General features: G+C 61.6%; 19 protein-coding genes. 14 read left to right on the top strand and 5 right to left on the bottom strand.

Annotated features, from left to right (window positions below; translation table 11 throughout):
• Positions 1–18: 18 nt before the first annotated feature.
• A complete protein-coding gene (locus tag J3P96_RS07945) occupies positions 19–1,725 on the bottom strand; it encodes a ShlB/FhaC/HecB family hemolysin secretion/activation protein (RefSeq protein WP_434572506.1) in 1,707 nt (568 codons plus the stop codon).
• A 233-nt stretch (positions 1,726–1,958) separates the two neighbouring features.
• Here J3P96_RS07945 and J3P96_RS07940 point away from each other — a divergent pair, with 233 nt between their 5' ends.
• Entirely contained in the window at positions 1,959–2,234 is a 276-nt protein-coding gene (locus J3P96_RS07940) for a hypothetical protein (protein WP_305499507.1), read from the top strand.
• 51 nt (positions 2,235–2,285) lie between these two features.
• Here J3P96_RS07940 and J3P96_RS07935 read toward each other — a convergent pair whose 3' ends face one another.
• Entirely contained in the window at positions 2,286–3,473 is a 1,188-nt protein-coding gene (locus tag J3P96_RS07935; protein WP_434656415.1) for a patatin-like phospholipase family protein, read from the bottom strand.
• 33 nt (positions 3,474–3,506) lie between these two features.
• Positions 3,507–4,439: a lipid A biosynthesis lauroyl acyltransferase gene (locus J3P96_RS07930; protein WP_434572502.1), complete on the bottom strand. Its 933-nt coding sequence runs from the start codon at positions 4,437–4,439 to the stop codon at positions 3,507–3,509.
• Between the two features lie 118 nt (positions 4,440–4,557).
• Between J3P96_RS07930 and minC the strand changes: the two genes are divergently transcribed.
• The 6 genes from minC to J3P96_RS07900 all read left to right on the top strand — a co-directional run bounded on the left by minC (position 4,558) and on the right by J3P96_RS07900 (position 9,150).
• On the top strand, positions 4,558–5,292 hold the full coding sequence (gene minC, locus J3P96_RS07925; RefSeq protein ID WP_030142350.1) for a septum site-determining protein MinC: 735 nt from the start codon (positions 4,558–4,560) through the stop codon (positions 5,290–5,292).
• Positions 5,293–5,493: 201 nt separating this feature from the next.
• On the top strand, positions 5,494–6,306 hold the full coding sequence (gene minD / locus J3P96_RS07920; RefSeq protein ID WP_042728954.1) for a septum site-determining protein MinD: 813 nt from the start codon (positions 5,494–5,496) through the stop codon (positions 6,304–6,306).
• The gene (minE, locus tag J3P96_RS07915; protein WP_039594520.1) at positions 6,306–6,560 is read left to right on the top strand and encodes a cell division topological specificity factor MinE; all 255 of its coding nucleotides are present in this window, start codon (positions 6,306–6,308) and stop codon (positions 6,558–6,560) included. The genes minD and minE overlap by 1 nt, the downstream gene beginning before the upstream one ends.
• Positions 6,561–6,659: 99 nt before the next feature.
• Positions 6,660–7,295 carry an RluA family pseudouridine synthase gene (locus tag J3P96_RS07910; protein WP_018612476.1) on the top strand — a complete coding sequence of 212 codons (636 nt, stop codon included), beginning with the start codon at positions 6,660–6,662 and terminating at the stop codon, positions 7,293–7,295.
• A gap of 177 nt (positions 7,296–7,472) precedes the next feature.
• On the top strand, positions 7,473–8,762 hold the full coding sequence (locus J3P96_RS07905) for a M18 family aminopeptidase (protein WP_434572499.1): 1,290 nt from the start codon (positions 7,473–7,475) through the stop codon (positions 8,760–8,762).
• 205 nt (positions 8,763–8,967) lie between these two features.
• Positions 8,968–9,150 (top strand): hypothetical protein, encoded by a 183-nt coding sequence (locus tag J3P96_RS07900; protein WP_305499501.1) that lies wholly within the window; start codon positions 8,968–8,970, stop codon positions 9,148–9,150.
• A gap of 7 nt (positions 9,151–9,157) precedes the next feature.
• On the opposite strand, the gene J3P96_RS07895 is transcribed toward J3P96_RS07900, so the two are convergent.
• Positions 9,158–9,883: a UTRA domain-containing protein gene (locus J3P96_RS07895; RefSeq protein ID WP_434629121.1), complete on the bottom strand. Its 726-nt coding sequence runs from the start codon at positions 9,881–9,883 to the stop codon at positions 9,158–9,160.
• Positions 9,884–10,233: 350 nt separating this feature from the next.
• On the opposite strand from J3P96_RS07895, the gene J3P96_RS07890 reads away from it, so the two are divergent.
• The 6 genes from J3P96_RS07890 to J3P96_RS07865 all read left to right on the top strand — a co-directional run bounded on the left by J3P96_RS07890 (position 10,234) and on the right by J3P96_RS07865 (position 15,635).
• Positions 10,234–11,301, top strand: a complete 1,068-nt coding sequence (locus J3P96_RS07890) for an ABC transporter substrate-binding protein (protein WP_434656414.1) — start codon at positions 10,234–10,236, stop codon at positions 11,299–11,301.
• A gap of 213 nt (positions 11,302–11,514) precedes the next feature.
• The gene (locus J3P96_RS07885) at positions 11,515–12,321 is read left to right on the top strand and encodes an alkaline phosphatase family protein (protein WP_434656412.1); all 807 of its coding nucleotides are present in this window, start codon (positions 11,515–11,517) and stop codon (positions 12,319–12,321) included.
• 5 nt (positions 12,322–12,326) lie between these two features.
• Positions 12,327–13,163, top strand: a complete 837-nt coding sequence (locus J3P96_RS07880) for an ABC transporter permease (RefSeq protein WP_434574130.1) — start codon at positions 12,327–12,329, stop codon at positions 13,161–13,163.
• Positions 13,150–13,950: an ABC transporter permease gene (locus J3P96_RS07875; protein WP_434572493.1), complete on the top strand. Its 801-nt coding sequence runs from the start codon at positions 13,150–13,152 to the stop codon at positions 13,948–13,950. Before J3P96_RS07880 ends, J3P96_RS07875 begins: the two co-directional genes overlap by 14 nt.
• The gene (locus J3P96_RS07870) at positions 13,947–14,936 is read left to right on the top strand and encodes an ABC transporter ATP-binding protein (RefSeq protein ID WP_434601528.1); all 990 of its coding nucleotides are present in this window, start codon (positions 13,947–13,949) and stop codon (positions 14,934–14,936) included. Before J3P96_RS07875 ends, J3P96_RS07870 begins: the two co-directional genes overlap by 4 nt.
• A 45-nt stretch (positions 14,937–14,981) precedes the next feature.
• Entirely contained in the window at positions 14,982–15,635 is a 654-nt protein-coding gene (locus J3P96_RS07865) for an HAD family hydrolase (protein WP_434572490.1), read from the top strand.
• A gap of 177 nt (positions 15,636–15,812) precedes the next feature.
• Here the strand turns inward: J3P96_RS07865 and J3P96_RS07860 are convergent, their stop codons facing one another.
• Positions 15,813–16,775 (bottom strand): zinc-binding dehydrogenase, encoded by a 963-nt coding sequence (locus tag J3P96_RS07860; protein WP_305499489.1) that lies wholly within the window; start codon positions 16,773–16,775, stop codon positions 15,813–15,815.
• A gap of 142 nt (positions 16,776–16,917) precedes the next feature.
• Between J3P96_RS07860 and J3P96_RS07855 the strand changes: the two genes are divergently transcribed.
• Positions 16,918–18,996 carry a carboxy terminal-processing peptidase gene (locus tag J3P96_RS07855; protein ID WP_434605186.1) on the top strand — a complete coding sequence of 693 codons (2,079 nt, stop codon included), beginning with the start codon at positions 16,918–16,920 and terminating at the stop codon, positions 18,994–18,996.
• Positions 18,997–19,063: the final 67 nt, after the last annotated feature.

Below are 19,063 nucleotides of genomic sequence, written 5' to 3'. Positions count from 1 at the left end.
AGGTCTCGTTGCAGCAGATTAAATGGATACGTCTACGCGGAAGTAGATCGGCGCTTCGCGCTCGGTCAGGGCATCCGGACGTTCCAGGGAATGGGCGAAGGTGACGCTGGCGCTCAGGTGCTGGCCACGTGCGAACAACTCCAGCGAGTTGCTCGACATACGCCCGTGCTGATCGTCGTTGTAGCGATCGCCACGGATCACGCCTTGGTCATAACCAAGGCTGGTGCCGTATTCGGCGAACACCGGGCGCAGCCATTCCAGCGTCACCGGGCGGCTCCAGCGCAGGTCGTTGCGCCAGTAGCCGCCGCTGTCGCCGGACAACGATTGGTCCTTGTAGCCACGAATCGACGACTGCCCGCCAAGGCTCATGCGTTGCGGGCTGAACAGCACGTCTTCGCTGCGCTGGCCGGTCATCAGGCTGCTGAAGCTGAACGACTCGCCCCACACCTTGAAGGGTTGCAGGTAGCTGGCGGTGGCCGTGTACTTGCGGTAACGCGCGTCGGCCTGGCCGGGGCCCGGGTCGTTATCACCCTGGGCATCGAAGGCGCCAATGCCTTGCTGCACGCCCAGGTCCAGGTTGACGAAGGCGTTGCCGATCCGGCGGCCATGGTTGATGCCAAATTGGCCTTCGCTGAGGCGATTGCTGCTGACATCGAGCTTGCTGTCTTCGATGAAGTTGTTGGTGCGCAGGTACGCCAGGCCCGTGTTGAGGGAGGTCTTGCTGACGGCGTCACGATGGATCACCCGCTCGACGCGCAGCTGATGGTTCTGGCTGTCGCCGGTCTGCTTGAAGTTGAAGCCGTTGGCCGGGATCTGCGAGCGATATTCGCTCTGGCTGTAGGTGTAGCTGAAGTTCCACCAGCCCCAGGGCAGGTTGTAATAAAGCATGGCGTTGTTGGAGGTGTGCTGGTGGTCGGTCATCGCGTCGTGACCGCCGCGCAACATCAACTGGTCGGCCAACCCCAGCGGGCTGTCCCATTCAAAGCTGGTGCCCCACTGTTGCTCGCCGGTGCTGCGCTGGCCGTCGTTGCTGCGGGACAGGCCGGCACGCCAGGGCTTTTGCGGGTCGTTGGTCACCTGTACTTCACTGCCACCGACGTTCTGACCGGGGGTCAGCTCCATTTTTGCCTGGTTCGAGGGCAGGCGATTGAGCTGGTCCACCAGTTGTTCGATTTCCCGCAGGTTGACTAACTCGCCGGTCTTGCCGGGAAACGCCATCGCCAACTCCAGCGGTGACAACCGGCTGTTCTCGGCGCCCTTCAGGCCTTCCAGACGCCCTTCCACCACCAACACACTCAAATGCCCGGCGGACAGATCCTGTTGCGGCAGGTAGGCGCGGCTGGTGACCAGGCCTTTCTCGATGTAATGGTCGGTGATGACTTTGAGCAGTTCGTTAAGCTGCGGCACGCCCAGGCATTGGCCGATGTAGGGCTTGAGCAACTGCTCGCGCTCGCTGGCGGACAGGCTGTCGGCGCCTTTGAGTTCGATGGTCTTGATCGTGAAACAGCGGGTCTCGGCAGGCGTCGTCGGCTGGGCCGGTTGCGCCTCCTTGCCGGGCAAGTCCTTGAGTTCCTCGAGACGCCGGCGTTGCTCTTCGAGCAAGCGGTTCTGGCGCTCGCGGATCAGGTCGGTATCACCGGGCGTCGGCGCGGCGAGAGCAAGGGTAAGCGGAGAGAGGCACAGCAAAGCCAGGCACAACCTCGCCCAAGGGGCGGGTGAGAACATGTTCGATCCCTCGAAATCAGTGGCATCAAAATAGTGGCGCGATATTAATGAGCCATCATTTTGACGTCAACCAACCGTTCGAGCTTTGAGCGGGGTGTCGCGACCATTCATCCGAAACCAGACGATCCTGAAAATCGGGAAACCTCGTTACCGGGAACCGCGCAAATGAACTTTCCCTGGCAGCCCGCCCTCAACCGTCTACCTGCCCAACAAAGGAATACGAGGCCCGAGCCATGAAAAACCTCATCCAACTCACCCTCGCCGCCACCCTCACCTGCGCCCTGCCCGCCTGGGCGACTTGCACCCCCGAAGAAGCGACCATCAAGCGCGAGCAACTGGCGGATAAGGTGACCAAGCTCACCGAACAGGATCCGGCCAAGGCCAAGGAAATGAATGAAGAATTGCAGGCGATGAACCTGGAAACGTCCAGCAAGGACGTACCGGACAAATGCCAACTGATCGATAAGCGCCTGAAGGAGCTTGAAGAGGCGCAGAACAAGGCCGAGTAATCGGCCTGGCGCGGATAAGAAAGGACTGCCCAGGCCGGTCGGGGTCGCCGGTCAATTCGCCGGGAGGCCGAGCGCAACCTCGGGCTGGGCCAACCTCAGGAACCGGATCAAGGCTTCGCGTTGCGCCAGGGCATCCTGTCGCCCCAGCTCGATCAGTTCGCTGCAATAACCTTTCTCGAACAACAGATAACTCAACACACTCGCACCGCTGGTCTTGGTCGCACCCGGCCCACGCAGAAATACCCGCAACGCGCGGGGCAGCTCCTGGCGATGGCGCGCGGCAATTTCGTCGATCGGCTGGCTTGGGGAAATCACCAGCACCTCCACCGGTGCCGCGCCGAGGGCGTGGGCCGGCATATCGTCTGGCAGCATGTGGCTGAACCTGTTCAGGCGCTCAAGCAGCTCGATGTCGCTTTCCAGGCTGTCGATGAACGTGCTGTTGAGCATGTGGCCGCCGATCTGCGCCAGGGTCGGTTGCAGGCCGGTGTAGCTGCGTTCCAGTGGATCCTGGGCCGACACGCCGCGCGGGTTGCCGCTGACGCCGATGACCAGCACGCGGTTGGCCCCCAGGTGCAGGGCCGGGCTGATGGGAGCCGATTGGCGCACCGCGCCGTCGCCGAAATATTGCGGTCCGATCTTCACCGGCGCGAACAGCAAAGGGATCGCCGAGCTGGCGAGCAGGTGTTCCACCGACAGCTGCGTGGGCACACCGATACGCCGATGACGCAGCCAGGCGTCGATGGTGCCGCGGCCCTGATAGAAGGTCACCGCCTGGCCGGATTCGTAGCCAAAGGCAGTAACCGCCACCGCGCGCAACTGGTGCTCGGCAATCGCCTGCTCGATACCCGCGCCATGGAATTGCGCCTGGAGCAGTTCGCGCAGCGGCGAACTGTCGATCAGCGCCACCGGCAGCTTGGCTCCCAGGCCGAGCAAGCTATGGCCGATGAACCGCGTCGCCTGGCCCATGACCCCGCGCCAGTCGCTGCGCATCACCTGGTGGCTGCGCACGGCTTGCCAGAAGGCCGTCAGGCGCTCGATGGCGGTCTTGAAGTCCATCGCCCCGCTCGCCAGGCTGACCGCATTGATCGCACCGGCAGAGGTACCGACAATCACCGGAAACGGGTTGCGACCACCCTCCGGCAGCAACTCGGCAATCGCCGCCAATACACCGACCTGATACGCCGCTCGAGCCCCGCCGCCGGAAAGAATCAAACCTGTTACCGGTTCAGCTGGGGTCATCGCGATACTCCGTGTCCAGTCATAGGGCTATGATCAACCGCGTTTATCGTACAGCTTCGGCTCGCCGGGCGGCCGGGTCTTGAAGCGCCGGTGGGCCCAGAGGTATTGCTCGGGACACTGGCTTACCGAGCGCTCGACCCATTGGTTGATGCGCAGGCAATCAGCCTCTTCGGTCTCGCCGGGAAAATCCTCCAGCGGCGCCTGGATCACCAGACGATAGCCGCTGCCATCGGCCAGGCGCTCCTGAACGAACGGCACGACCAGTGCCTTGCCCAGGCGCGCGAATTTGCTGGTCGCGGTGACCGTGGCCGCCTGGATGCCGAACAGCGGCACGAACACGCTTTGCTTGGCGCCGTAGTCCTGATCCGGTGCGTACCAGATTGCCCGGCCGGCGCGCAGCAATTTGAGCATGCCGCGCACGTCATCACGTTCTACCGCCAGGGAATCGAGGTTATGCCGTTCGCGGCCCCGGCGCTGGATATAGTCGAACAACGGGTTCTTGTGCTCGCGATACATGCCGTCGATGGTGTGCTGCTGGCCGAGCAGCGCCGCGCCGATTTCCAGCGTGGTGAAATGCAGCGCCATCAGGATCACGCCCTTGCCGTCGCGCTGGGCCTGCTTGAGATGTTCCAGGCCTTCGACATGGGCCAGCTTCGCCAGGCGCGAACGCGACCACCACCAACTCATGGCCATTTCGAAGAAGGCGATGCCGGTGGAGGCGAAGTTTTCCTTGAGCAGACGCTTGCGCTCGGCGGCGGATTTTTCGGGGAAACACAGTTCCAGGTTACGACTGGCGATGCGCCGTCGGTCGCCGGCCGCCCGATACATCAACGCCCCCAAGGCGCGACCGATCCGCAACAGCAGCGGATAAGGCAACTGGATGATCAGCCACAACAGCCCCAGGCCGCACCACAGCAGCCAGAAACGCGGATGAAAAAAAGCAGCTCGAAAACGCGGGCGATCCATTACAGCTTCCATTAATACCTGGGCCGCGCATTCTACATCGTTCGACCCGGCTTGCGGCTCGCGGACGATCTCGTTATAAGTCTCGGCACTTTTAGTGACAAGCCGTTGTACGCCGACCATGAGCCAAACCGAACCGCTAGACCAAGATCCCGTGTTCCAGCTGAAGGGCAGCATGCTCGCCATTACGGTGCTGGAGCTGGCCCGTAACGACCTGGAAGGCCTTGACCGGCAACTGGCGGCGAAAGTCGCCCAGGCGCCGAATTTTTTCAGCAATGCCCCGCTGGTACTGGCGCTGGACAAGCTGCCAGCCGGTGAGGGCTCGGTCGACTTGCCGGGGCTGATGCGCGTTTGCCGCCAGCATGGGCTGCGCACCCTGGCGATCCGCGCCAGCCGCATCGAAGACATCGCCGCCGCCATCGCCGTGGACATTCCGGTACTGCCACCCTCCGGCGCCCGTGAACGCGTGCTGGAGCTGAGCCCGGCGGAACCGAAAAAACCGGAAAAACCGCCGGAGCCGACCATCAAGCCGACCCGCGTGATCACCTCGCCGGTGCGCGGCGGACAGCAGATCTACGCCCAGGGCGGCGACCTGGTCGTGGTGTCCTCGGTCAGCCCGGGTGCGGAACTTCTCGCCGATGGCAACATCCATGTATACGGCCCGATGCGCGGCCGTGCGCTGGCCGGTGTCAAGGGTGACACCAAGGCAAGGATCTTCTGTCAGCAGTTGAGCGCTGAACTGGTCTCTATCGCCGGGCAATACAAGGTTTCCGAGGACTTGCGGCGCGACCCGTTATGGGGTGCCGGGGTCCAGGTAAGCCTGTCGGGCGACGTGTTGAACATCATTCGGCTTTAACGGATACTGCCGCATTTTCCAAGCATCTCTAAAACCTAGCGAAAACGGCTTGAATGACGTAGGAAAAAGGACCAGGCACTGTTTACCCAAGGTAGACCCCGCCCGCATCCGATTCCAGCCAAGCCTGTCCAGTTGCAGCAGTTTTTCCAGAGATGTTTTTCAGGGGCTGACAAAGTCCTTTTTCCTTAGGGGTGAAACACCTTGGCCAAGATTCTCGTGGTTACATCCGGCAAGGGTGGTGTGGGTAAGACCACCACCAGCGCCGCTATCGGTACCGGCCTCGCCTTGCGCGGCCACAAAACAGTCATCGTCGACTTCGACGTCGGCCTGCGTAACCTCGACCTGATCATGGGTTGCGAGCGTCGCGTGGTCTATGACTTCGTCAACGTGGTCAATGGCGAAGCGAACCTGCAGCAGGCCCTGATCAAGGACAAGCGCCTTGAGAACCTCTACGTACTGGCCGCCAGCCAGACCCGCGACAAAGACGCGCTGACCCAGGAAGGCGTGGAAAAAGTCCTGATGCAACTCAAGGAAGACTTCGAATTCGTGGTCTGCGACTCCCCGGCCGGTATCGAGAAAGGTGCCCACCTGGCCATGTACTTCGCTGACGAAGCGATCGTCGTGACCAACCCGGAAGTCTCGTCGGTACGCGACTCCGATCGCATGCTCGGCCTGTTGGCGAGCAAATCCCGGCGCGCCGAGAACGGCGAGGAGCCGATCAAGGAGCACCTGCTGCTGACCCGCTACAACCCGCAACGCGTCAGCGACGGCGAAATGCTCGGCGTCGAAGACGTCAAGGAAATCCTCGCGGTGACCCTGCTGGGCGTGATCCCGGAATCCCAGGCGGTACTCAAGGCTTCGAACTCCGGCGTGCCGGTCATCCTTGACGACCAGAGCGACGCCGGCCAGGCGTACAGCGATGCGGTCGATCGTCTGCTGGGCAAAACCGTCGAGCATCGATTCCTCGACGTCACGAAGAAAGGTTTCTTCGAGCGCCTGTTTGGAGGTAGGTAATGAACCTTTTTGACTTCTTTCGTGCCAACAAAAAGCCAAGTACCGCCTCGGTCGCGAAAGAGCGTCTACAGATCATCGTGGCGCACGAACGCGGCCAACGCAGTACCCCGGACTACCTGCCTGCCTTGCAGAAGGAACTGGTGGAAGTGATCCGCAAGTACGTCAATATCGGCAACGATGACGTGCATGTCGCGCTGGAAAGCCAGGGCAGCTGCTCGATCCTGGAACTCAATATCACCCTGCCGGATCGCTGATCGACCCAGCAGGTGCCACGGCGGCTCGGGCCTTTCTCCCCCTCACAGGACAAGGAGAAGGGTTCGAGCCGCCGTTGGCGTTTGTTACGAGACTGTTCAATGCCCCTGTCCAACATCCGCATCATCCACCAGGACGCCGCCGTACTGGTGGTCGACAAGCCGACCCTGCTGCTCTCCGTGCCTGGCCGGGCGGACGACAACAAAGATTGCCTGATCACCCGCCTGCAGGAAAACGGTTATCCGGAAGCGCGAATCGTGCACCGGCTGGATTGGGAAACGTCCGGCATTATCCTGCTGGCCCGTGACCCGGACACTCACCGCGAACTGTCCCGGCAATTTCATGATCGAGAAACCGAAAAAGCCTACACGGCATTGTGCTGGGGCCAACCGGAGCTGGACAGCGGCAGCATCGACCTGCCCTTGCGCTACGACCCGCCGACCAAACCCCGCCATGTGGTCGATCACGAACAGGGCAAGCATGCCTTGACGTTCTGGCGTGTACTGGAGCGTTGCGGTGATTGGTGTCGGGTCGAATTGACGCCGATCACCGGGCGCTCGCATCAATTGCGCGTGCACATGCTCTCTATCGGCCATCCGCTGTTGGGCGACGGGCTCTATGCCCACCCGCAAGCCCTGGCCGCCTGGCCACGGCTGTGCCTGCACGCGAGCATGCTCAGCTTCACCCACCCGCAAAGCGGCGAGCGCCTGCGCTTCGAGTGCCCTGCACCGTTCTGAAAAACACCTCCGACACAGTGGCGAGGGAGCTTGCTCCCGCTGGGTTGCGTAGCGACCCCTTTTTGGGCCTGCTGCGCAGTCCAGCGGGAGCAAGCTCCCTCGCCACAGTTCCGCCTGGAATGCTCACCTACGCTGCTAATACGGTAAACTCCCGCCCATTGCTGTCTGGAGTTCTTTATGCGTGCACAGTTGAACCAGGGCCTGATCGATTTCCTCAAGGCCTCCCCTACCCCGTTCCATGCCACCGCCAGCCTTGCCCAGCGCCTGGAAGCGGCGGGTTACCAGCGTCTTGATGAGCGCGAAACCTGGGCCACCGAGGCCAATGGTCGTTATTACGTCACGCGCAACGATTCCTCGATCATTGCCTTTAAACTGGGCCGCAACTCACCGCTGCACGACGGCATCCGCCTGGTTGGCGCCCACACCGACAGCCCCTGCCTGCGGGTCAAGCCGCAGCCTGAACTGCAACGCCACGGGTTCTGGCAACTGGGCGTGGAAGTCTACGGCGGCGCACTGCTGGCGCCGTGGTTCGACCGCGACCTGTCCCTGGCCGGGCGGGTGACCTTCCGCCGCGACGGCAAGGTCGAGAGCCAGTTGATCGATTTCAAGGCGCCGATCGCCACGATCCCGAACCTGGCTATCCACCTCAACCGTGAAGCCAACCAGGGCTGGGCGATCAACCCGCAGAACGAACTGCCGCCGATCCTCGCCCAATTCGCCGGTGACGAACGCGTTGATTTCCGTGCCGTGCTCACCGACCAACTGGCCCGGGAACATGGCTTGAACGCCGACGTGGTGCTCGACTACGAGTTGAGCTTCTATGACACCCAAAGCGCAGCGGTCATCGGTTTGCACGGTGACTTCATCACCGGTGCGCGCCTAGACAACCTGCTGTCGTGTTATGCCGGCCTGCAGGCCTTGCTGACCGCCGACACCGAAGAAACCTGCGTGCTGGTGTGCAACGACCACGAAGAAGTCGGTTCCACCTCGGCGTGCGGCGCCGACGGTCCGATGCTCGAACAGACCCTGCGCCGCCTGCTGCCCGAAGGTGAAGAGTTCGTACGCACGATTCAGAAATCCCTGCTGGTTTCGGCGGACAACGCCCACGGCGTTCACCCCAACTATGCCGACAAGCACGACGCCAACCATGGCCCCAAGCTCAATGCCGGCCCGGTGATCAAGGTCAACAGCAACCAGCGCTACGCCACCAACAGCGAAACCGCCGGGTTCTTCCGCCATCTGTGCATGGCCGAGGAAGTGCCGGTTCAAAGCTTCGTGGTGCGCAGCGACATGGGTTGCGGCTCGACCATCGGCCCGATCACCGCCAGCCAGCTGGGCGTACGCACCGTCGACATCGGCCTGCCGACTTTCGCCATGCATTCGATCCGCGAGCTCTGCGGCAGCCACGACCTGGCGCACCTGGTGAAAGTGCTGAGCGCATTCTACGCGTCTCGGGAATTGCCGTAAGCCTTTGTGTGGCGAGGGAGCTTGCTCCCGCTGGGTGGCGCAGCCGCCCCAGATCCGCGACTGAACGCGGATTTTGCCAGTGCTGCGCACTGGAGCGGGAGCAAGCTCCCTCGCCACAAGAGCATGCGTCACGGTGTGTGCATACCCGCCTTCCTCGCCAAACCCCAACTAGACTGACCTTATCCCTCCCGACAAGGCTGTCGCCATGATCTCCATGACCTCGTTCAACGCCATGCTGGTGCCCATCATCGCCGGCATGATCCTGCTCGCCATCGGCTTCAATTTCCGCGACAAGAACGTCGGGGTATTTGCCATGTGGATCGGCATGTTGCTGATTCTCGTCACGGTACTGTTCAGGATCCTGGCCAAGCTCAACGACGTCTCCTGAGCGCGCCTCAGGCCGACTGTTCCGGCACGTCCACCCCGACATGGATCGCATCGTGGCGCCAGAACTCCAGGTCGCAATCGATCAGCCGCTGATGCTGGTCGTAATTGACCCGGGCAATCCGCAGGCCGGGGCTGCCGACCGACACTTTCAACGCCGCCGCGGCTTCCGGCTGTAGCGATGTCGGCACGATTTCGAATTTCACCCGGCCGTAGCGCAGGTCATAGTGGCGAGCGTACAGCTCGGTCATCGACTGGTTGAGATCAAATTCGAGGATGTCCGGGAAGTAGGCGGGATTCAGGTAGTGCTCGACGTACAGCACCAGGCGTTCGTCGATGCGCCGGGTGCGGCAGATCTGGATGACGCTGGACAGCGCCGGCAATTGCAGCCAGGCACAGACCGCCGCCGAAGCGGGTTGCAGGCGGGCCGAGATCACCTGGGTCGACGGCACTCGTCCCTGGGCACTGACCATCGCGTGGAAATGACTGCGCTGCATCAGGTTGTAGGCCAGCCGTGGTGGCGACACGAACCAGCCCCGGCGCTCCTCCCGGTAGATCTGGCCCTGGGCTTCGAGCTGCAACAGCGCCTCGCGCACGGTAATCCGGGTGGTGCCGAACAGTTCGCTGAGCTTGCGCTCGGCCGGCAACTTGCTACCAGGCGCCAGCAAGCCGTGATCGAGCTGCTCCTGCAGCACCTGCCCGATGGTTGTCACCGCTTTGGTTGTCTCAACGCGCATCAACGTTACCTATCTGGACTAGACCAGCACTGTTTCGGGGCAGGATTCGATCACACATCAATCCACGGCTCATGCCTGCAAGCCTAGGCACTGCGCATGACTGATAGATGACACAACCGCTGAACGGTCAACACATCGGCTTGCAAATTAACGGCCAAGGCCTTGCAGATCAGCTGCTTACTCATGGTCTACGCTTATGACGCAGCGACGCTTCATGAGCCCGACGATTGCTGGCGAACCCTGCATCGACATCAAAATGTCATGGGACGCGCCTACATTGGCTCAGGTATTGCTGACCTAGACCAACACCATCGCAATCGCAGCGTTGAAAACGCCCATAGGAGCTTCGGATGAAACAGCTTTTCCTGGCATCACTGTTAGGCTCGACCATTGCCATGTGCACCGCCGCCATGGCCGCTGATACCGATCTGAAAACATTGGAAGCCGCTGCGAAAGCGGAAGGCGCCGTCAACAGCGTCGGCATGCCCGATGACTGGGCAAACTGGAAAGGCACCTGGGACGACCTGGCCAGGCTCTATGGCTTGAAACACATCGACACCGACATGAGCTCGGCCCAGGAAATCGCCAAGTTCGCCGCCGAGAAAGACAACGCCAGCGCCGACATCGGCGACGTCGGTGCCGCCTTCGGTCCGATCGCGGTCAAGCAAGGCGTCGTCCAGCCCTACAAACCAAGCACCTGGGAACAGATCCCGGACTGGGCCAAGGACAAGGACGGCAACTGGGCCTTGGCCTACACCGGCACCATTGCGTTCATCGTCAACAAAAAACTGCTGCACGGCTCCGAAGTGCCGACCAAATGGGCCGACCTTAAGAGCGGCAAGTACAAAGTTTCCATCGGTGACGTGAGCACCGCCGCCCAGGCCGCCAACGGTGTGCTGGCTGCGGCCCTGGCCAACGGTGGCGACGAGAAGAATATTAAACCGGCCCTGTTGTTGTTCGCCGATATCGCCAAGCAAGGCCGCCTGTCCATGGCCAACCCGACCATCGCCACGATGGAAAAAGGTGAAGTCGAAGTCGGCGTGGTCTGGGACTTCAACGGCCTGAGCTACAAGGCCAAGATGGCCAGCCCGGATGACTACGTCGTGCTGATTCCGTCCGACGGCTCGGTGATCTCCGGCTACACCACCATCATCAACAAATACGCCAAGCACCCGAACGCCGCCAAGCTGACCCGAGAATACATCTTCAGCGACGCCGGCCAGATCAACCTGGCCAAGGGCAACGCCCGGCCGATCCGCGCCGAGCACCTGAAACTGCCGGAAGAGGTCCAGGCCAAGCTGCTGCCGAACGAGCAGTACAAAGGCGTGACGCCGATCAAGGATGCCGACGCGTGGGAGAAGACCTCCAAGGCGCTGCCGCAGCAGTGGAATGAAGAAGTCATCGTCGAGATGAAGTGAGGCGCTAGCTCCCGCTTGGAGATCCACCTGGAAATCCAACTGTGAGAGCAAGCCTTGTGGGAGCGAGCTTGCTCGCGATGAACGATGACACGGTCCCGCAGTTGAACCGTGTCGTCTTCATCGCGAGCAAGCTCGCTCCCACAGGGCCTGCTTCCACAATGGACTTCTGTGAACCCGATATCTCAGCGACACCTGCCCGGAGTCCCGGTCCCCATGAAGCACAACGTCATCCTGGTGGTGCTCGACGGCCTCAACTACGAAGTCGCCCGGCATGCCATGGGACATTTGCAAGCGTATGTCGGCGCAGGACGCGCGGCGCTCTACACACTGGAATGTGAACTACCCGCCTTGTCCCGCCCACTCTACGAATGCATCCTCACCGGCGTCGTGCCCATCGACAGCGGGATCGTGCACAACAATGTCTCGCGCCTGTCGAACCAGCGCAGCATTTTCCATTACGCCACCGACGCCGGCCTGAGTACGGCGGCCGCGGCCTATCACTGGGTCAGCGAGCTGTACAACATGTCACCCTTCGTCGCCGGTCGTGATCGCCATACCGAAAACCCCGACTTGCCGATTCAATACGGACATTTCTACTGGAATGACCACTACCCCGATTCCCATCTGTTCGCCGACGCCGAACACCTGCGCCAGCGCTACCTGCCAAATTTCCTGCTGGTGCACCCGATGAACATCGACGATGCCGGTCACAAGCACGGCCTCGACACCCCGCAGTACCGCAACAGCGCCCGCTCGGCGGACATCAACCTGGCGGTTTATCTGCAAGCCTGGCTCGACGCCGGTTATCAGGTGCTGGTGACTTCCGACCATGGCATGAACAACGACCGCTCCCACAACGGCCTGCTACCGGAAGAACGGGAAGTGCCGCTGTTTGTCCTCGGCGATGGCTTCAGCCTTGACGCCAACGCGGCCCCTCGGCAAACCGAACTGTGCGGCACCATTTGCCAACTGCTCGGGGTCGCCCACGACAAACCCTATTGCCAGGAGTTGCTCAAGTGAATGCCATGACGCGCGGCAAATGGCTGGCAGTGTTGTGCCTGGTGCCCTTCGCAATTTTTTTCATTGTGTTCCAGGTCGCCCCGCTGCTCTGGGTGCTGGTCAACAGCCTGGAATCGGAAGAGTTCGGCTGGGGCCTGGCCAACTTCAGCAAGATCTTCAGCTCGAAATTCTACCGACAGGCGATCCAGCACAGCCTGGAAATCAGTTTCTGGTCCAGCGTGTTCGGCATCATCATCGCCGTGCTCGGCAGCTACTCCCTACGCCGCGTCGATTCGCGGCTGCGCAACTTCGTCAACGCCTTCGCCAACATGACCAGCAACTTCGCCGGCGTGCCCCTGGCCTTCGCGTTCATCATCCTGCTGGGGTTCAACGGCAGCATCACGATCATGCTCAAGCAAGCGGGGATCATCGAGGATTTCAACCTGTATTCGAAAACCGGGCTGATCATTCTCTACACCTATTTCCAGATCCCCCTCGGCGTGCTGCTGCTTTACCCGGCCTTCGACGCGCTGCGCGAAGACTGGCGTGAGTCGGCGTCCCTGTTGGGCGCCAGCGGCTGGCAGTTCTGGCGGCACATCGGCTTGCCGGTGCTGACCCCGGCGCTGCTCGGCACGTTCGTGATCCTGCTGGCCAATGCCCTCGGCGCCTATGCGACGGTCTATGCGCTGACTACCGGCAATTTCAACGTCCTGCCGATTCGAATCGCGGCGATGGTTTCCGGCGACATTTCCCTCGACCCGAACATGGCCAGCGCCCTGGCCGTGGTGCTGGTGGCGTTGATGACCCTGGTGACCGTCATCCATCAGTTGCTGCTCAAGAGGAGCTACCATGTCTCGCGCTGAATCGGGCCCGGCCGGGTTCTATCATCGAGCGGTGGTGTACCTGCTGTTCGCTATCCTGCTGCTGCCGCTGGCCGGTACGCTCATCTATTCCATCGCCAGCAGTTGGTCGGCGACCGTGCTGCCCAGCGGCTTCACCTTCAAGTGGTACTTGCAGCTGTGGAGCGACCCGCGCTTTCTACACGCCTTCGGCCAATCGCTGATTGTCTGCGTGGGCGCGCTGGTGCTCTCGGTGGTGCTGATCCTGCCGCTGCTGTTCGTGGTGCATTACCACTTCCCAAAACTCGACGCGCTGATGAACATCCTCATCCTGCTGCCCTTCGCGGTGCCGCCGGTGGTGTCTTCGGTGGGGTTGTTGCAGCTCTATGGCTCCGGGCCGCTGGCGATGGTCGGCACACCGTGGATCCTGATTGGCTGCTACTTCACCGTCGCCTTGCCGTTCATGTACCGGGCGATTACCAACAACCTGCAAGCCATCAACCTGCGCGACCTGATGGACGCCGCCCAACTGCTCGGCGCCAGCACTTTCCAGGCCGCGTTGCTGGTGGTACTGCCGAACCTGCGCAAGGGCCTGATGGTGGCGCTGCTGCTGTCCTTCTCGTTCCTGTTCGGCGAGTTCGTGTTTGCCAACATTCTCGTCGGCACCCGCTATGAAACCTTGCAGGTGTACCTGAACAACATGCGCAACAGCAGCGGTCATTTCACCAGTGCGCTGGTGATTTCCTACTTCTTCTTCGTACTGGTCCTGACCTGGGCGGCCAACATCTTGAACAAGGACAAAAGCCAATGAGCTATGTCAGCGTCCAACATTTGCAGAAAGGCTACGCCGGCACGCCGGTGTTCAGCGACATCAACTGCGAAATCCACAAGGGCGAATTCGTCACCCTGCTCGGCCCTTCCGGGTGCGGCAAGTCCACGCTGCTGCGCTGCATTGCCGGCCTGACAGCGGTGGATGCGGGCCAGATCCTGCTGGACGGCCAGGACATCGTGCCGCTGAGTCCGCAGAAGCGCGGGATCGGCATGGTCTTCCAGAGCTATGCGCTGTTCCCCAACATGACCGTAGAGCAGAACGTCGCCTTCGGCCTGCGCATGCAAAAGGTCGACGCTTCGGACAGTCGCCAGCGTGTGCTGGAAATTCTGCGACTGGTGGAGCTGCATGACTTTGCCGCCCGCTACCCCCATCAACTGTCCGGCGGCCAATGCCAGCGCGTGGCCCTGGCCCGCTCCCTGGTCACCCGGCCGCGCCTGTTGCTGCTGGACGAGCCGCTGTCGGCGCTGGACGCGCGGATCCGCAAGCACTTGCGCGAACAGATCCGTCAGATCCAGCGGGAACTGGGCCTGACCACCATCTTTGTCACACACGATCAGGAAGAAGCCCTGACCATGTCTGACCGGATCTTCCTGATGAATCAGGGAAAGATCGTACAGAGCGGCGATGCCGAGACCCTTTACACTGCGCCCGTCGATGTCTTTGCCGCCGGCTTCATCGGCAACTACAACCTGCTCGACGCCGACGCCGCGAGCAAGCTGCTGCAACGCCCGGTGAACGGTCGCATCGCCATTCGCCCGGAAGCCATCGAGCTGAGTCGCAACGGCGAACCAGACGCGCTGATCCGCAGCCACAGCCTGCTGGGCAACGTGATCCGCTACCGGGTCGAGGCCCGCGGCGTGGAACTGGTGGTGGATGTGCTCAACCGCTCGGCTGCCGACCTGCATCCCGATGGTGCACGGCTGGCACTTTCCATCGATCCATCGGCGCTGTGTGAGGTAGCCTGATGGTCTGGTTGATTTTGAAGATATCTTGAAAAGGGAAGCGCGTTGATGGCTCTGGCAATTTTTGATCTGGACGAAACCCTGATCCACGGCGACTGCGCCACCCTCTGGAGCGAGCAGATGGGGCGCCTGGGCTGGGTCGATCCCGAGTCGTTCATGCGCCGCAACAACGAACTGATGGACGCCTACAGCCACGGCAAGCTGCGCATGGAAGAGTACATGGACTTCAGCCTGGAACCGATGATCGGCCGCACGCCGGAAGAAATCGAACACCTGGTGGCACCGTGGGTGGAAGACTTCATCGAACCGATCATCTTCAGCGACGCCACCAAGGCCATCGCCGAGCACCGCAAGGCCGGTGACCGGATCCTGGTGATCTCGGCCTCGGGCACGCACCTGGTCAAGCCGATCGCCGAGCGCCTGGGCATCGATGAGATCCTCGCGATCGAGCTGGACGTCGCCCATGGTGTGTACAGCGGCAAGACCGTGGGCACCCTGACCTATCGCGAAGGCAAGATCGCCCGACTGCTGGATTGGCTGGACGCCGAGGAAGAAAACCTGGAAGGCGCGAGTTTCTATTCCGACTCGCGCAATGACCTGCCGTTGCTGCTCAAGGTCGATCACCCGCACGTCGTGAACCCGGACCCGGTCCTGAAGGCCCACGCCGAATCGGCCGGCTGGCCGATTCATACCTGGAAATAAACACCGGGCGGCAAGAACACCCCAGTCCCTGTGGCGAGGGAGCTTGCTCCCGCTCGGCTGCGAAGCAGTCGTAAAGCTGGCTGACGCGATCCTTCCGAACAGTCGCGTCGTCCGGATTGGGGCGGCTTCGCCGCCCAGCGGGAGCGAGCTCCCTCGCCACAGGGGACCGACTCCCGATCAGCTCAGGCTGTCATCGACCACCAGGACCAATTTCCCGGACACCTGATTGGTCGCCAGCTCGGCAAACGCCGCCTCGGCATCGCTGATCGCAAACGTCCTGGCCAATTGCGGGCTCAGGCGCTTGTCGGCGAACAACGGCCACACCTGCTGCCCCAACTCGGCGATCAGGTCGGCCTTGAACTGATCGTTGCGACTGCGCAAAGTCGAACCCAGCAACTGGATACGCTTGCCCAACACCTGGGCCAGATCGAGTTCGGTGGTGCGCCCGCCCATGAGCCCGATCAATACCCAGCGCCCGTCAACTGACAAAAGTTTCACGTTGAGGCTGGCGTAGTTGGCGCCGACCGGATCGAGGATCACGTCGAACGGCCCGAAGTCGTTCAGGCTGTTGATGTCATCGGTGCGCACCACGCCGCCCTGGGCACCGAGCGCTTCGCAATAGGCCAGCCGCTCGGCCGAACCGACGCTGACCCAGCACGGGTTGCCGAACGCCTTGCACAGCTGGATCGCGGCCGAACCGACGCCGCTGGCGCCGGCATGCAGCAGCACTTTTTCACCCGGCCTGAGCCCGGCCAGCTGGAACAGATTCAGCCACGCGGTGGCGTAGACCTCAGGCAGCGCGGCGGCTTCGGCCAGTGACAGGCCTTCCGGCACGGGCAACACATGCCGACCATCGACCACCACTTCCTCGGCCATTGCGCCGCCTGCCAGCAAGGCGCAAACCCGGTCGCCGACCTGCCAGGAGGAACCCGGCCCGACTTCACTGATCACCCCGGAACATTCCAGTCCCAACACCTGGCTGGCGCCGGGTGGCGGTGGATAATGCCCGGCTTTCTGCAACAAATCGGCCCGATTCAGGCCAGCGGCCGCCACACGGATGCGAACTTGCCCGGCATCACACGCCGGACTTGGCTCATCTGCCCATACCACTTGGCCTTCAACGCCTTGCAATGCTTTCACGGTGCCTCCATAGTGAGTCTCGACTGGGCCCGCTGCTGTAACAACGCCGGGCTTTCTTGCATTATGCGCCCGGGCCACATGGAACCGGCGACTTCAAAGACGGCCTAATATGCGTGATCAATTGTCCCTGCGTCGAATCAGCATGAAGCACTTTTTCCCCAGCACTGCACTTGCCCTCTTCATTGGCCTTGGCGCTTCAGCGCTCTCGAACACTGCGTTCGCGGCCAACAGCTGGGACAAGCTTCAGCCCGATCGCGACGAGGTGATCGCCAGCCTCAATGTGGTTGAGTTGCTCAAGCGCCATCACTACAGCAAGCCGCCACTCGATGACGCGCGCTCGGTCATCATCTATGACAGCTACCTGAAGCTGCTTGATCCGTCGCGCAGTTATTTCCTGGCCAGCGACATCGCCGAATTCGACAAGTGGAAGACCCAGTTCGACGACTTCCTCAAGAGCGGCGACCTCAACGCCGGGTTCATTATCTACAAGCGCTACCTGGACCGCGTCAAGGCGCGCCTGGACTACGCCCTTGCCGAGTTGAACAAGGGCGTCGACAAGATCGACTTCAATGCCAAGGAAACCTTGCTGGTCGACCGCAAGGACGCCGCATGGCTCAAGAGCACCGCCGAACTCGACGACCTGTGGCGCAAACGCGTCAAGGACGAAGTGTTGCGTATGAAGATCGCCGGCAAGGATCCCAAGCAGATCCAGGAAACCCTGACCAAGCGCTACAAGAATCAACTCGCGCGCCTGGACCAGACCCGTGCCGAGGACGTCTTCCAGGCCTATATCAATACCTTCGCGATGTCCTACGATCCGCACACCAATTATCTGTCGCCGGATAACGCGGAAAACTTCGACATCAACATGAGCCTGTCCCTGGAAGGCATCGGCGCGGTACTGCAGAGCGATAACGATCAGGTCAAGATCGTGCGCCTGGTGCCGGCGGGCCCTGCCGACAAGACCAAGCAGGTCGCCCCGGCGGACAAGATCATCGGCGTGGCCCAGGGCAACAAGGAAATGGTCGACGTGGTCGGCTGGCGCCTGGACGAAGTGGTCAAGCTGATCCGCGGCCCGAAAGGTTCGGTGGTCCGCCTGGAAGTCATCCCGGCCAGCAATGCGCCGAACGACCAGACCAGCAAAGTCGTATCCATTACCCGTGAAGCAGTGAAGCTGGAAGAACAGGCCGCGAAAAAATCGGTCCTCCAGCTCAAGCAGGACGGCAAGGACTACAAGCTCGGCATCATCGAGATCCCGGCTTTCTATCTGGACTTCAAGGCTTTCCGCGCTGGGGATCCGAACTACAAGAGCACCACGCGCGACGTCAAGAAACTGCTCACCGAACTGCAGAAGGAAAAGGTCGACGGCGTGGTCATCGACTTGCGCAACAACGGCGGCGGCTCGTTGCAGGAAGCCACCGAACTGACCAGCCTGTTCATCGACAAAGGCCCGACCGTGCTCGTGCGTAACGCCGATGGTCGGGTCGATGTGCTCGAGGACGAAAACCCCGGCGCGTTCTACAAGGGACCAATGGCCCTGCTGGTCAATCGCCTGTCGGCCTCGGCCTCGGAGATTTTCGCGGGCGCCATGCAGGACTACCACCGCGCGCTGATCATCGGCGGCCAGACGTTCGGCAAAGGCACCGTGCAGACCATCCAGCCACTGAACCACGGCGAACTGAAACTGACCCTGGCGAAGTTCTACCGCGTTTCCGGGCAGAGCACCCAGCATCAGGGCGTGCTGCCCGACATCGATTACCCGTCGATCATCGACACCAAGGAGATCGGCGAGAGCGCCCTGCCCGAAGCCATGCCGTGGGACACCATCCGGCCTGCAATCAAGCCGGCCGTGGACCCGTTCAAGCCGTACCTGGCCCAGCTGAAATCCGAGCATGACGCCCGCACCGCCCAAGACGCGGAGTTTGTGTTCATTCGCGACAAGCTGGCCCTGGCGCAGAAGTTGATGATGGAAAAAACCGTCACCCTCAACGAAGCCGAGCGCCGCGCGCAGCATGCCGACATCGAAGCCAAGCAACTGGCCATGGAAAACCTGCGTCGCAAGGCCAAGGGCGAGGAGCCCCTCAAAGAGCTGAAGAAGGAAGACGAAGACCTGATCACCGAGCCGGAAAAAACCAAGCCGGAAGACGACGCCTATCTGAGCGAAACCGGTCGGATCCTGCTCGATTACCTCAAGCTCAATACGGCGGTCGCCAAACATTGAGGTGATGGCCTTTTAATGGTGGTGCTCGTCGGAGTGTCATCAAACTGACATCAGTCTGTCGTGAAAT

This window comes from Pseudomonas sp. R3-56 (assembly GCF_051132075.1).
GTDB lineage: Bacteria > Pseudomonadota > Gammaproteobacteria > Pseudomonadales > Pseudomonadaceae > Aquipseudomonas.
The sequence above is the reverse complement of the archived record's forward strand: the minus strand, read 5'-3'. Positions and strand labels throughout refer to the sequence as shown.

Coding starts and splice junctions, on each gene's coding strand:
- J3P96_RS07880 (WP_434574130.1), top strand. CDS start 12,327: ATGACGCGCGGCAAATGGCTGGCAGTGTTGTGCCTGGTGCCCTTCGCA.
- J3P96_RS07910 (WP_018612476.1), top strand. CDS start 6,660: ATGCCCCTGTCCAACATCCGCATCATCCACCAGGACGCCGCCGTACTG.
- minE (WP_039594520.1), top strand. CDS start 6,306: ATGAACCTTTTTGACTTCTTTCGTGCCAACAAAAAGCCAAGTACCGCC.
- J3P96_RS07940 (WP_305499507.1), top strand. CDS start 1,959: ATGAAAAACCTCATCCAACTCACCCTCGCCGCCACCCTCACCTGCGCC.
- J3P96_RS07865 (WP_434572490.1), top strand. CDS start 14,982: ATGGCTCTGGCAATTTTTGATCTGGACGAAACCCTGATCCACGGCGAC.
- J3P96_RS07900 (WP_305499501.1), top strand. CDS start 8,968: ATGATCTCCATGACCTCGTTCAACGCCATGCTGGTGCCCATCATCGCC.
- J3P96_RS07890 (WP_434656414.1), top strand. CDS start 10,234: ATGAAACAGCTTTTCCTGGCATCACTGTTAGGCTCGACCATTGCCATG.
- J3P96_RS07855 (WP_434605186.1), top strand. CDS start 16,918: ATGAAGCACTTTTTCCCCAGCACTGCACTTGCCCTCTTCATTGGCCTT.
- J3P96_RS07935 (WP_434656415.1), bottom strand. CDS start 3,473: ATGACCCCAGCTGAACCGGTAACAGGTTTGATTCTTTCCGGCGGCGGG.
- J3P96_RS07905 (WP_434572499.1), top strand. CDS start 7,473: ATGCGTGCACAGTTGAACCAGGGCCTGATCGATTTCCTCAAGGCCTCC.
- J3P96_RS07930 (WP_434572502.1), bottom strand. CDS start 4,439: ATGGATCGCCCGCGTTTTCGAGCTGCTTTTTTTCATCCGCGTTTCTGG.
- minC (WP_030142350.1), top strand. CDS start 4,558: ATGAGCCAAACCGAACCGCTAGACCAAGATCCCGTGTTCCAGCTGAAG.
- J3P96_RS07875 (WP_434572493.1), top strand. CDS start 13,150: ATGTCTCGCGCTGAATCGGGCCCGGCCGGGTTCTATCATCGAGCGGTG.
- J3P96_RS07885 (WP_434656412.1), top strand. CDS start 11,515: ATGAAGCACAACGTCATCCTGGTGGTGCTCGACGGCCTCAACTACGAA.
- J3P96_RS07895 (WP_434629121.1), bottom strand. CDS start 9,883: ATGCGCGTTGAGACAACCAAAGCGGTGACAACCATCGGGCAGGTGCTG.
- J3P96_RS07945 (WP_434572506.1), bottom strand. CDS start 1,725: ATGTTCTCACCCGCCCCTTGGGCGAGGTTGTGCCTGGCTTTGCTGTGC.
- J3P96_RS07870 (WP_434601528.1), top strand. CDS start 13,947: ATGAGCTATGTCAGCGTCCAACATTTGCAGAAAGGCTACGCCGGCACG.